The following is a 13,636-nucleotide window of genomic DNA, read 5'->3' as shown; positions in this document are numbered from 1 at the left end:
AGTCATTTAAAATGCTCGCTTTAATACATTGCTTTAACTCAGTAGTTATATTTCAGCAAGGGCAGTTGAATGTGCTTTTGCTTGAGAAGGTGATAATACCGCAGGCTTATGGACTCTAGTACGAGTCGGGCGCGAAGGTTGTGATTTAGCAGGTTTGCCTAATTTAAACATAATGGCATCGCGAACTTCACTCGGGCGGTAGCCTGATTTCACTTTCATACGAATATGTGGAATGCCAGCGGCTTCTAGTGCACCGTTAACAAACCAATCACGTTGTGCTTTGTGACCATCTTTGTTGGCGTTATTAACTAAGTCAACCGCTGCCACTATGGTCATTTTTTCTTTGTCGACTAGTACAAAGTCGAGCTGTTTATTTTTTGCTTTAGCTAATGCCGCACGTTTAGATTTGACAGATAGACCTTGTTTGCAGTCAATCACATCGATTAGTTTAACGCGACTAACAATTTTATATTGATCGCCAACAGCGCGTTCTAATAAGCCTAGAAACGCCCCTTCTACTTGGGTAAATACACTTTGCTTACGAGTAAAAGGATAAGGGTTTCCGCCGTCATCATTAAATTTTGACGCAACCACAGATGCCCCAACAACTAGCACTAATATTAATAATAAAGCGAATTCCATACGGTAACTCCATAACAACAAATTGACACTGCTTTTCTAAAGCAATTTATGTGCCCAAATAGTTGTTATGGCTATTTTATTAACGAATGGGGATGAGCGCTATTATGCTTTATAACCGCCTTCAATACCTTTTACGGCAATAGCGACGGCATCATGAGCATGTAATGACTCATAATGGTTTATTTGCAGGAAGTAATCGCTAAATTCTTTTGACTCTAACGTCGTTTTAATTTTTCGTGCTGCGTCTTCACAAAACATCAGGTTTTGACCATTTAAACGGGCAAACTCTTGTTCGTCTTCACGTTTTACCGCAGCTTGTACTGGTGTTTTAAGCTCATCTTCTAGTAAATTTATTAAGTTAACTACATCAAACTCTTGAATGTTTTGATCTAGTTTTACTTTAACATTAGCAATAGAGCGCTGTGAATGCGGGGTTGCTACAATGCCTTGAGTTGTTCCAAGCCACTCTAAAACCTCAGATTGAGTTAGTGTTTCTTGAGCAAACTTTTCGCTAAACGCATTTTGGATAAGTTGACGAGCAAGGGCTGCAGAGCAGGGGCAGGTTGATGAGTAAGTAACATCAACACTGAGTTCAAAACTAATGACACCTTGATTTATGGTACTGGTGAGTACAACTGGGTAGCTTTTCCAGCCGGCTTTGCCACTAAGTAATGATTTACGGCGCAGTGGTAATTCAAATTTAAATTCGATTTGTGCTTTATCGCTTAAGCCTTCATGGCTGGTGATAAAGGTATCTAATGCTTGTGCTAAGGTGTGCGGGTTGACCTGCTGCTCAGTTGAGAGGTGATCAAGTGCTAAAAACAGACGCGACATGTGGATGCCTTTGGCGTCTTCTTGGTGTAAATTAACAAAAGCGCGTGCTTTTGCATTAACGGTAACTGGAGCTAAATCAAGAGATTCAAAAATAAAAGGCAGCTCTATATCGCCCATTCCTACCCAGTCTAATTTACCTGTTTGTAATGCGGCAGCCGTGTTAGCAATATCTGGCATAGTCGTTTGCATGATACGTTACTCGTTATTTGCAATATTTAAAACGTCACATTTTACACTAAATAAAGAGTTGCTGAAATGCGGCAAATAACGCCAAACATGAAATTTTGTTGTTTTTATCGCACAACATGAAAATCGCTGATAGAAAATGCTAAAATTAGCCTTTAATCATACTTACTTAAGCATTTAGCTAAGAGAAACACTGATATATGACAGATTCTTCTTTGAACCCGTGGGTTCGAGTTCTTTCCAGTTCAATAACTCGTTTTGGTGAGTTTAAAACTGCAGCTATTTGCTATGCATTATTACTGACAGTATCGCTGGTTTTGTCGAGTATGTTTTACTATGTTGCCATTGGGGAAGTGAACTTAGTTGATATATTGGCTGTAGTATTTTTTACCTCAGTTGTTTCCCCTCTGGTGATTAGCGTACTGCTTAACTCTATTCGGCAACTTGATGCCTCTTATGCCTATTTAGATAGTGCCACAAAACAAGAAAAGCTTTTAAATCAAACTCTCAAAGACAATATTAATCGTTTAAACATTGAAATTGATGAACGTAAAATGGCCTTTCATGCTAAGCATAGAGCAATAGAAGAGCTTAGACGTGAAATTGCAGAGCGTAAAAAAACGCAACAAGAACTCGCGCAACAAGGCATGTTATTACGCTCCATTGTAGACTCCTCACCAGATTTATTTTATTACCGCGATAACAACGGGGTGTTTGCCGGTTGTAATAAAATGTTTGAAGAGGTGATGGGCAAAACCAGTGGCGAATTAATTGGCAAAGCCGCAGAAGAAATATTTCCAAGCCACTTTTTATCAGAAGTATTAAGAACCGATGAGCAGGTTGAACGCACTCATCAAGGTTTAACTATTGATGTAGAGTATTCTGTAAATGGTGAAATAAGATGGTTTGAACTGAGAAAACTCCCCTTTATAAATGAGCAGGGCGATTACATTGGTCTACTAGCCTTTGGCCGTGATATTACCAGCCGTAAAGAAGCCGCGCAGGCACTGGAAACTGCTTATAAAGATAAAGGGAAATTTATTGCCACATTGAGCCATGAATTACGCACTCCGCTCAATGGTATCGTCGGTTTAACCCGAATGCTATTGGATACTGAACTTAATAAACAGCAGCGTAGCTGGTGTAATACGGTGTTTTCAAGCGCCGAAACGCTGGGTAATATATTTAACGATATTATAGATTTAGATAAAATTGACCGTGAGCAACTCGATATTGCCGCTAACGAAATTAATGTGTCTGACTTTATTAATGACGTGGTTAACTTTGCAGGCCTTATTGCGGAGCAAAAAGAACTTTCTTTTGAAGTAAAACGCTCTGGAATGCTTGATATATACGCTTTACTTGATCCTACACGTTTACGCCAAGTAGTATGGAACTTAATTAATAATGCGGTTAAATTTACCCAGCACGGTAGTGTCACCTTAGATTGTGCTAGAGAAAACCGCGAAGATGGCCCATGGCTTATTATAAAAATACTCGATACCGGTGAAGGGATCCCGCAAGAACAACTTACCCGTATTTTTGATATGTACTACAAAGCGCCCGACCTTAAAGGGACCAATGCGATTGGTTCAGGTATTGGCTTAGCCGTAACAAAAGCGTTAGTAAGTGCTATGAAAGGCATTATAACTGTTAATAGTACTCCCGGAGAGGGCAGTTGCTTTACCGTTCAAATTCCGCTGAATTTATGTAGTGCTCCTACCGAACATAGTTATGTAGGGCGTAGCTTATATATTTTATTAGTGGAAGATGTGCCACTTAATGCTGAAATTGCAACTAACCTATTAGAACAACGTGGACATGAAGTACTGTGGGCTGAAACGGGAGAAGATGCTTTATCGTTTGTAGAAACCGAAGATGACCTAGATTTAGTATTACTTGATATGCAGTTGCCTGATATTAATGGTGATGAAGTAGCAAGACAAATTCGCGCACAAAGCCATTTTGATCCGCTTCCTATTGTGGCACTTACCGCCAATGTTCGCAGTGCTGAAGAGGAACTTGAGGGGATTTCTATTCAAGGGGCGTTAGCTAAACCGATAAACACCAGTAAGTTAGATAATATGCTCGCTGAACTCTTTGGCATTCAACAAGCGCAAGTTGAGGCTCCTCAACGAGTAGTTAATCAAGAGTTATTAAATCAAATTAATACTGACTTGCTAGATGTTGAAACCATTGAAGACTTTGTAAACTCGATGGGCGTTGAAGTATTTAAACGTAGTAGTCAGTTGTTTGCAAAGCTAAATCCGCAATATCAACAAGAACTATTAGGATCATTAAAAGCAGCAGACAGAGAAGAGTACAAATCCGTTGCGCATAAGTTAAAAGGTGCCGCTGGGTCGGTTGGTCTGAATGATGTGCAGTTGCATGCAAAGCAAATGGAACATGGTGCGCTGGAACAAAGTGATGAAGTATTAACAGTCTGGCTCGATGAATTAGCAGACAAAATAAATGAAGGACAACAGGCCCTTCATTTATTTTTACAGCAATTAGAGTAAAAACTAATTAGCTGTCGATTTTACCAATGAAGCGGTAACCTTCACCATGAATGGTGCTGATTAACTCAGACGTTGAGTTGTCGCTTTCAAAGTGCTTACGGATACGACGAATGGTAACATCAACTGTACGGTCGTTAGCGCGAAGCTCACGGCCAGTCATGTGCTTAATTAGTTGCTCACGGCTGAATATACGACCTGGAGAGTCAAGCATTAAACGCAGTGCTCTGTACTCGCCTTTAGGTAGGCGTTTTGCATCTCCATTTGGAGAAGTAAGGCAACGACTGTTTTCGTCAAGTTCCCAACCGTTAAAGGTGATCACGCCATTGGTTTCAATAGCTGACTCTTCACCGCCTAATGCAGTACGCGTAATTAAGTTTCGCGCACGAATAGTTAATTCTCGTGGGTTGAAAGGCTTAGTAATATAGTCATCAGCACCAATTTCAAGACCTAAAATACGGTCTACATCGTTGTCACGGCCTGTTAAGAAAATAAGACCAACTTTACGTTTTTGGCGTAACTCGCGAGCTAAAATAAGCCCGTTTTTACCTGGCAGGTTGATGTCCATAACTACAAGATTGACGTCATCGTTATTTGTAAGCTTATCATGCATATCATCGCCATCAATGGCTTCAATAACTTTGTAACCTTCAGCTTCAAATAAACTAACGAGGTTTAGTCTAGTTACGTCTTCATCCTCTACGATCAGAATGACTGGCGTTTGCATCTTTAATTAACCTTTTTGGAGTGTGTTTTATTTATAAAATCGGCGTGATCATCAGAGCCGACTACTAGAATTATAGGATTATATCTAAATGTTAACAAGTAAAAACAGATTAGATATAAACAGCTGCGCGCCAAAACCTACTATGACGTATTATTAAAAACCGCGGCTTAATTGATACTTAACGTTGGATGTATAATTTGAATTATAGAGTCGAAGCCATTTCCCTTTAATAATTGATACATCCATCAACCACCTAAAGATACTTAAAATAATCAGACTAATTCAAAACGGAATTATATCACTTTCCAACTTTTCATCAATGTATGTGATATGTTAAACACAATTAAGTTCATTAATTGTGTGGGAATACAGCATTAATGATACAACTGTTTAGTTGGCTATGTATTAGTATGGTCATAAAGTTGTAATTCAAGAGGGGAATAAGAGTTATTTCGCTTTTTAAAAAAGTGTAATAATAAATCGGGCCCCTTGCTGATACTCGGTATCTAACACAATTTCCCCAGCCAAAGCTTGAGTCACTAAATTGTAAACTAAATGCATTCCTAAGCCACTGGCTCCTTGGCCGCGCTTTGATGTTACAAATGGGTCAAATATTTTTGCTCGTATATTGCTTTCAACACCTAGGCCGTTATCTGTGTAGGTAATTTGTGTTTTTGTTTCTGTTGCTACAATATCAATCTGCACTTCATTGTCACCGCCAGCTACAAATCCGTGTAACAGGGAATTTAAAATTAACTGATGAAAAACTTGCTGAAGTGGCCCTTTTTTACTTTCGACGGTTAAATCTGATGGACAATTTATAAGGACTTTAGGGTTTTTAATTTTTAGTTCTTGCCCCATAGACAGTAGAGTATCACTAATTAATTGTTGTATATTAACAGTGCTGGTTATTTCATCATCTTTGATCACTGCAACTTTTTTAAAGTTAGAAATGAGCTCTGCAACGCGGTTTAAGCTGCTATATATTAAGTCTAAGTTTTCGATACCATCGTTAGTAAATTGTTCAAATTGACTCGCAGTTAGTGATTTATTATGAAATTTAACCTGCAGTTCCGCGAGTTTATCCCGCAATAGAGTAGAGCCTGTAATACCAAGTCCAATCGGTGTATTTACCTCATGGGCAACCCCTGCCACCATTTGCCCCAATGAAGCCATTTTTTTGTTTTCGACAATTTGAGTTTGGTATTGGTGCATCTTTTCCAGAGTGGATAACAGCTCTTTATTAGCCTCTCTGAGTGCGATAGTGCGTTGACTTACCTTCTCTTCAAGGTTTGAGTTTAGCTGCTTAATTTCTTGTTTATCTTCTTCATGGCGTTCTATTTGCCTTTGTGTACGTGCAAGCATTACATTTAAGCTATTAGAAAGCCGAGTTATTTCAGTTAGGTTCGTTAAAGGCGCACGTGCATAGTAATTATGTTTTTTAGCTATGTTTTGCAACAACAAGCTTAAGTTTTCTATTGGACTGGCTATCCTTTTTTGTAGCCTTAAAATAATCAAAGAAATAAAAATAAGTATTAAAGCCATAATAACGATATCGATTATAATCTTTTTAGTTATTAGTTGATTTAAGTTATCTAAGCTGCCTCTAATATATACATAGCCGAGCAGCTGTTCATTATTGAGTATTGGGGTAATGTACTCAATATACTCGTCACTAACCTGTGGTTCAGAAAAATCATTAATATTATCTGTTTTAATGGGGACTGGTGGTGATTTTCGGGCATTAAAGCTGGTAAAAAAGACTGGCTTATTAGATTGCTCATCTAAGGCGTAAATATGTAAATTTGTGACGGATGATACTTGTTGAAGCAGCTTTAAGCGCCTTTCTTCTGCAGGCCTATTTTTATTTAGCAATGAGGGCATCGCGTCGAATGCAATGATCTCTGATACCAACACAAGTTTGCTAATGAGCTGTTTTTTTTGCTCTTGCGCACTTAAATAGGTAGAAATTGAAAGCGATAATAACAAACAGATAGCTGTTATAAGCATGATGGTTTTAAACAATATGCTACGAATGCTATTTTGCTCTACAGTTTTGGGCATTGCGAGAAGGTCATCCGTGTCAATTGTGAGTCTAATGATAATAGTTTAGCAAAAACAGAAAAAAGTGAATTAAAAAGATTAGCTTAATTACACTTTTTATTTTTAGCTAATCTACTTATGAAACATAAATATGTGGCTAATATAGCCCATATTTATGTTTTGAAAGGATATTAATAACTTATTTTAGCTACTGTATACGGCAAATTTGTTGTTTTTGAACACTGTGTGGTAGCTATCAAATTGGGTTTCTAAAATTGGTGGATATTTCAAAAAGCTATTAGCCACTATGGTCAGTTTGCCTGCCTTAGTTAAATGTTGCTTTGCATGGGTTAAAAAAGATTCCGCAACGCTGTAGTCAGTTGCAATCCCGGTATGAAATGGCGGATTGCTAATAATTAAATCAAACTTGCCAACAATACTATTTAAACCATCACTGAGTATGGCTTCACCGTTTACATTATTTAGCTTAAGCGTTTGCGTTGTTGCATAGGCTGCAAGTGCACTTACGTCACTACAGGTAAATGTCAGTGCTGGATTTTTTAGCCCTAAAAAAGTAGCAATAAGTCCTGCGCCACAACCAAAATCAAGGACTTTCCCATGTTTTAAGTTAGGAGCATTCTCTAATAGCATTTTCGTTCCAGCATCTAGTGCACCATGGTTAAACACACCAGGAATACTGACTGCTGTAAACTCAATATCGCTCACACATACCGTAAACTCTTTATGGTAAGTGCGAATATCAAACGCGCTATTAATAGTGAGCTCTGAAAATGAATATAAAACACAGTGTTTTGCTGAGTCTATTTTATTACTAAATTCAGCCTTACCGGCGAGTTGCTTTTCAATTGACTTAACACCGCTCTTGTTTTCGCCAACAACGAGTAGCTCTGCATCTTTGCTTATCACAGCACGTATGTTGTCTAACGCCATTAATAGCTCAGGTTTAGATTTAGGGTAATAAAGTATTACCAAATCATAATCGCCCGAATTAATTGTGTGGCTGATGGTTACGTCAATACCCGATATGTTTTTTGCAAATTCACCATTAGCGTGGTTATAACTAAAAGCGGTTATTTTACTTTGTGGATTGAGCGTTTTTAGCTCATTTAAAAAGCCATCTTGAACAAAGTTGACCACCAATATTGATTTACCTTTTAACTCTTCACTGTTACGAAGTAATAGTAGGCTCGGATTGGTTAATACGCTCATAAATGGCTTTACCTTACTTGATTATTTAATTAACGGTTACTTAGTACGTTCGAACATTAAATCCCATACGCCATGACCTAAACGCTGACCACGCTGTTCAAATTTAGTCAAAGGACGTAAATCAGGACGAGGTACATAGTCGTTGGTCTCAGATTGGTTTTTGTAACCTGGAGCTGCTTGCATTACTTCTAACATATGCTCTGCATAGTTTTCCCAATCGGTTGCCATGTGAAATACGCCACCGATTTTTAATTTAGAGCGAAGTTTTTCAGCAAACTCAGTTTGTACAATGCGACGCTTGTGGTGACGCTTTTTGTGCCATGGATCAGGGAAAAATAACTGTAAGGTTGATAAGCTTTCATCGCTTATACAATCAGCAAGAACTTCTACTGCATCGTGTTCAAATACGCGCAGATTAGTAACGCCAGCTTCGTCAGCATCCATTAAACATGCGCCAACGCCTGGGCGATGAACTTCTATGCCGATAAAGTTAAGGTGTGGTGCATTTTTTGCCATTTCAACTAATGACTTACCCATACCAAAACCAATTTCTAGCACTACATCATTGTCATTGCCAAAAACTTCGCTTAAATCAAGTAGGCCGTTTTTATGTTCAAGCCCCATTGTTGGCCAGCATTTTTCGATTGCAGCAGCTTGGCCTTTGGTTAATCGGCCTTCGCGTTTTACAAAACTGCGAATAGTGCGGATATACTTACCTTCTTGCTTAGCTTGCTCAAGGTTGTTGTTACTTGATTCACTCATATTATTGGCCTGACAAAACAATGTGTTTAAAAATGGTTGCGTATTATCCCTGACCAGCGCTAGGTTGACAAGCATTAGGGCGTTATAGCTTGATCTTTTCAGTCACTACAATAGACTGAGCCGCCATTGAGCATTAGTAAAAAAGTAAATATGTTGGATTTAAAAAAACAGCAGTCAGCTTGGTTTTCCAACCAAGTAGTTGACTGGTATCACCTTCATGGGCGCAAAACGTTACCATGGCAATTAGCTAAAACGCCATATAAAGTGTGGGTATCTGAGGTGATGTTACAGCAAACTCAGGTTGTCACTGTTATCCCTTATTTTGAAAAGTTTATGCAAAGCTTTCCCGATATTATTGCTTTAGCAAATGCTGATGAAGATCAGGTTTTGCATCATTGGACAGGTTTAGGTTATTACGCTCGTGCACGCAATTTACATAAAACCGCTAAAATAGTTCGAGATAAATACCAAGGTCAGTTTCCTAGCACGCTTGAAGAAGTAATGGATTTACCCGGAATAGGGTGCTCTACTGCTGGTGCTGTTTTATCATTATCTTTGGGGCAGCATCACCCTATTCTTGATGGTAATGTTAAAAGAGTGCTTGCTCGGTTTTTCATGGTTGAAGGTTGGTATGGAGTCAAAAAGGTAGAAAATCAGCTTTGGCATTTAAGTGAACAACTCACTCCTAAAAATAATGTAACAGAGTTTAATCAAGCTATGATGGATTTAGGTGCAAGCTTATGTTCGCGCAGCCGCTTTGATTGTGAGGCGTGCCCATTAAATAGTCGTTGTGGTGCGTTTAACGCAGGTAAGGTTAAGGAGTTTCCTCACTCTAAACCTAAAAAAGCAGTGCCTAAAAAAAGCTGCCACCAGTTAATTATTAAACATAACGACAAAGTGCTTATGGAAAAACGCCCAAACAGTGGTATCTGGGGCGGATTGTTTGGATTTTTTGAATTTAATGAGTACAGCGAGCTCGAAACTTTTTTAGCGCAACAAGGGCTTAAAAGTGACCTTAATGAAGTAGCGCCTTTTACTCATGTATTTTCACATTTTGAGCTTACGATTAACCCGCATGTACTTAATATTGAAAAAGCTCCTGATGTTGTTAATGACAAGCAGCTGGTGTGGTACCCACTCGATCAATCAATAGAAGTAGGGTTAGCTGCACCGACTAAAAAGTTGGTTAAACAAATTACGGCAATGGTATAGAATAGCGATATATTTAGCATTAAGGGGAACAATCATGGCACGTACAGTATTTTGTCAAAAGTTACAAAAAGAGGCCGAAGGCCTTGGTTTTCAGTTATACCCTGGTGAACTTGGTGAGAAAATTTTTAATAATATTTCTAAAGAAGCCTGGGGGCAATGGCAGCATAAACAAACTATGCTGATCAACGAAAAGCATCTAAACATGATGGATCCAGAGCATCGTACTTTTTTAGAAGAGCAAATGGTTGGCTTTTTATTTGAAGGTAAGGAAGTTGAGATTGAAGGTTATAAGCCAGTAGAAAAATAAATTAACTGTGCTTAGGTTAATTAATAAAAAAGGGCTATGAGCCCTTTTTTATATTGTGTATACCGATGAATATTTTAGTTAAATCAAGTCATCTTGCTGATCGTTGTTTCTAATTTGTTCTTTTAAAAACTGTGCTGCTCTTGAATATTCAATTTCAAGCTCATCTCTCATCTTAATTAATTCATCAGCTTTTATTTCATCACTTTTACACTTATCTTCAAATGACTGCGCTAAATCAGCAACAATATTAGCTCCTACTGTCTTCGATATAGATTTTAATTGATGGCAGGCAGATATAATTTCAGCTTTGTTACTTTGCAACACTGCAAAGTTAATCGCTTTAATTTGTTCTTGGCTCTGCTCTAAATACATTTTAAAGAAGCGGATTATTTTAGCATCATCGCCATTTATGTACTTATTCGCTGATTCCATATCAATAGGCATAACAGACTTTTCGGCCGAATTCACCTGTTGTGGTTGTTTGCTGTATAAATCACTCCATTGTCTTAATGTGTCTTCAAGTGCATTAAGCTCAATAGGTTTAGTAATAAAGTCGTTAATACCCACTGCTAAACATCGCTCTCTCTCTCCCTTTAGAGCATTGGCAGTGACAGCAATAATATAAGGTTGTGCGTCAATTGATTCGAGTAATGAAGCTTCTTCTCTAATTTTTTCAACCATGTCGTAGCCAGACATTTTTGGCATATGTAAATCGGTTAAAATGAGCGAGTAGCTATTTTTACGCCACATATCTAAACCTTCTTCACCGTTATTAGCCACCTCTACACTGTAACCTAGTATATGTAGTTGTTCGGTGAGTACCTCTTGGTTCAATCGGTTATCTTCTACCAATAATACCAGCCTATTTGCAGCGAGTGCCTCTTCTGAACTTAGGTAGTGATTCATCGTTCTGGCTTTTTTAATTTGCTTAGGCTTATGTAAGCCGGCTGCCACTAAAATTGAAAGCATAAAGTTAGATTTACACAAAGGGGAGGCGTTAATATAAAAAATATTTTTATGGTTAATAACCGCTTCATCTAACTTACTTAATACCACCATTTGTTGGTTATTATCTTCTAATGAGTAAAGTAAACTTCTTAGTAGGGTACTAATACTACTCATGTCATCAATACCATCAACAACCCAAATAATATCCTTGGTTTCTTGATGAGCTTCTATATCTTGCTGCTCATGAGCATAGGTTATTTTAGCTCCCATAAATGACAAGTAACGGTAAATTACTTTGCCGCGTTCTGCGTTGTTACTAACAACAATGACATGTTTACCATTAAGTGTATTTTTATGGGCAAATTCAGTTTTACCTGCGGTTGAAAAGGGCAGTTCAACAGTAAACTCACTACCTATCCCTTCATGACTTGTTACATGAATAGTACCAAGCATTAGCTCAGTTAAGCTTTTACAAATTGAAAGCCCAAGCCCTGTACCACCGAACTCTCGCGTAATTGAGCTTTCTGCTTGGGTGAACGGGTTAAAGATTTTTCTCAACTGAGATTGACTCATTCCTTTACCGTTATCACTTACGCAAAAACGCAATGTAAAGTGATCGGCGGTGTTATGTGCTACTTCTACTGATATTCTTACTTTCCCCTGGGTTGTACCATTGGTACTGGTAAACTTGATGGCATTACTGCATAAGTTATATAGCACTTGGCGCACTCTAACAGAGTCACCCTTAAGGTTGTTGGGTATATCGGGGGCAATTGATAAATCGAGTTCTAGGTGGCGATTTTTAGCAACCGACGATAACACCTTAGCAACTTCTTCTAGCGTATCGGCAACGGAAAACGGAACTGGATCTATATTGAGCTTTCCTGCCTCAATTTTAGAAAAATCTAAAATATCATCTAAAATACTTAATAACGAAAATGCTGATTCACGAATAATAGTACTTAAACGTTGCTGGGCACCATCAAGCTCTGTTTGACGAAGTAAATCAATAGTGCCAATTACACCATTCATTGGTGTTCTTATTTCATGACTCATAGTGGCTAAAAAGGTGGTTTTAGTTTCGCTGGCTTTTAATGCTTTTTGAGTTTGCTTTTCTAATTCAAATGTTCTGCTTTGTACTTCTGTTTCCAGGCTAGTTTGTAGCTTTTTTAATTCTTTTTGTGCAGCCTGATCGTCAGCTTGAACCGTACTTACTTTTTTTAGCAGCAAGTTAATTTGTTGAGCAACGGTGTCTAACCCTCCATCAAGTTGCTCATCAAGCGTGCTTTGATAATTATCATTTTGTGTAATAGCTTTGAGTTCTTGAGTGAGAGAGTCGGTATTTTTATGTAATCGTTTTTTAATGTACTTATTAAATGCTATAGCCAATACAAACAGTGCGATCAGAGCAACAATAGTGGCAAGATATGCACTCATTGATAAACTTTGTGTCGATGATGAAATTAAAGGTTGCTTCTGTTCAATGATAAGCTCAGCAATTACTTGTCCCTCAGATGAGATTAAATAATGCAGAGTATTTTGTTCTTTGATGTATTTACTAAAAGCTAAAGGTGCAACCGCTATACTGCTATTGCTATAAACTAACTCGGCTTGATTATTAGCATTAAAACGGTGCAGAGTATATTTAAAATCATCATTGAGTAAGCTTGCAGTATCAAGAAGTGATTTGACTTTGTTTTGCTCGTATAGTGTTAGTGCATCTACTATAGGTTGCTCAAGGCGTTCAGCAAGTTTTGTGATTGCAATAGTAGAAGGTTGGAGAAGTTCATTGTTCTCAGCATTGCTTTGTGAGTAAAGCGAATAGGCGACTATAAATAATGTGGCAGTTATAAGGTTACTAACTAAAAATATAGGTAGTAGGCCTTTTATTGCTGAAGAGAACTTACCCTGCATGAGTTTTCCTATCGTGGTTTTATTAAAACGGTAAGCCTGTACCGAAAGTTATTGACTAATCGTAACACCTAAAAAAAATAATTCACTACGTTTTTTAAAGTCTTTTGTTGAATAAATGCACTGCATTAACGAGAAACGTCGCTAGTTGTTTGAAAACCGTTCAAACAGTTGCAAAGGATAAAAAAAAAGTTGACTTGTAAGGGCAAAACTCGTTTAATACGCCGCACGCCCAGATAGCTCACTAAGAAGTGTCTTGTGGGAGTTGCATTAAAAATCAGGTAAGATTTTTAATTCGCACTGTTTAAGTGCCTCGAT

The 13,636-nt window shown here is 38.0% G+C and carries 10 protein-coding genes; 3 read left to right on the top strand and 7 right to left on the bottom strand.

Annotated elements, in window-relative coordinates:
* Window positions 1-45: 45 nt before the first annotated feature.
* Complete coding sequence (locus CWB75_RS13360; protein ID WP_054202260.1) at window positions 46-642, bottom strand: DUF2726 domain-containing protein; 597 nt, start codon at window positions 640-642, stop codon at window positions 46-48.
* Between the two features lie 102 nt (window positions 643-744).
* Window positions 745-1,665 carry a GTP cyclohydrolase FolE2 gene (gene folE2, locus CWB75_RS13355; RefSeq protein WP_010390830.1) on the bottom strand — a complete coding sequence of 307 codons (921 nt, stop codon included), beginning with the start codon at window positions 1,663-1,665 and terminating at the stop codon, window positions 745-747.
* Between the two features lie 197 nt (window positions 1,666-1,862).
* On the opposite strand from folE2, the gene arcB reads away from it, so the two are divergent.
* On the top strand, window positions 1,863-4,181 hold the full coding sequence (arcB, locus tag CWB75_RS13350) for an aerobic respiration two-component sensor histidine kinase ArcB (protein ID WP_138570914.1): 2,319 nt from the start codon (window positions 1,863-1,865) through the stop codon (window positions 4,179-4,181).
* Between the two features lie 7 nt (window positions 4,182-4,188).
* Here arcB and arcA read toward each other — a convergent pair whose 3' ends face one another.
* The 4 genes from arcA to trmB all read right to left on the bottom strand — a co-directional run bounded on the left by arcA (window position 4,189) and on the right by trmB (window position 8,940).
* Complete coding sequence (gene arcA / locus CWB75_RS13345; RefSeq protein WP_008110444.1) at window positions 4,189-4,905, bottom strand: two-component system response regulator ArcA; 717 nt, start codon at window positions 4,903-4,905, stop codon at window positions 4,189-4,191.
* A 459-nt stretch (window positions 4,906-5,364) separates the two neighbouring features.
* The gene (locus tag CWB75_RS13340) at window positions 5,365-6,969 is read right to left on the bottom strand and encodes an ATP-binding protein (protein WP_055013350.1); all 1,605 of its coding nucleotides are present in this window, start codon (window positions 6,967-6,969) and stop codon (window positions 5,365-5,367) included.
* Between the two features lie 183 nt (window positions 6,970-7,152).
* Window positions 7,153-8,178 (bottom strand): methyltransferase, encoded by a 1,026-nt coding sequence (locus CWB75_RS13335; RefSeq protein ID WP_138570913.1) that lies wholly within the window; start codon window positions 8,176-8,178, stop codon window positions 7,153-7,155.
* A gap of 36 nt (window positions 8,179-8,214) precedes the next feature.
* On the bottom strand, window positions 8,215-8,940 hold the full coding sequence (gene trmB / locus CWB75_RS13330) for a tRNA (guanosine(46)-N7)-methyltransferase TrmB (RefSeq protein ID WP_010390835.1): 726 nt from the start codon (window positions 8,938-8,940) through the stop codon (window positions 8,215-8,217).
* 150 nt (window positions 8,941-9,090) lie between these two features.
* Here trmB and mutY point away from each other — a divergent pair, with 150 nt between their 5' ends.
* Window positions 9,091-10,152, top strand: coding sequence for an A/G-specific adenine glycosylase (mutY, locus tag CWB75_RS13325; protein ID WP_138570912.1), 1,062 nt, complete (start codon window positions 9,091-9,093; stop codon window positions 10,150-10,152).
* A 34-nt stretch (window positions 10,153-10,186) separates the two neighbouring features.
* Entirely contained in the window at window positions 10,187-10,459 is a 273-nt protein-coding gene (locus tag CWB75_RS13320; protein WP_008110439.1) for an oxidative damage protection protein, read from the top strand.
* A gap of 78 nt (window positions 10,460-10,537) precedes the next feature.
* Here the strand turns inward: CWB75_RS13320 and CWB75_RS13315 are convergent, their stop codons facing one another.
* The gene (locus CWB75_RS13315) at window positions 10,538-13,321 is read right to left on the bottom strand and encodes a hybrid sensor histidine kinase/response regulator (protein WP_138570911.1); all 2,784 of its coding nucleotides are present in this window, start codon (window positions 13,319-13,321) and stop codon (window positions 10,538-10,540) included.
* Between the last annotated feature and the right edge of the window lie 315 nt (window positions 13,322-13,636).

It is taken from the genome of Pseudoalteromonas sp. S1608, assembly GCF_005887265.1.
Classification (GTDB): Bacteria; Pseudomonadota; Gammaproteobacteria; order Enterobacterales; family Alteromonadaceae; genus Pseudoalteromonas; species Pseudoalteromonas undina.
This window is presented reverse-complemented; position numbering and strand designations above follow the sequence as displayed.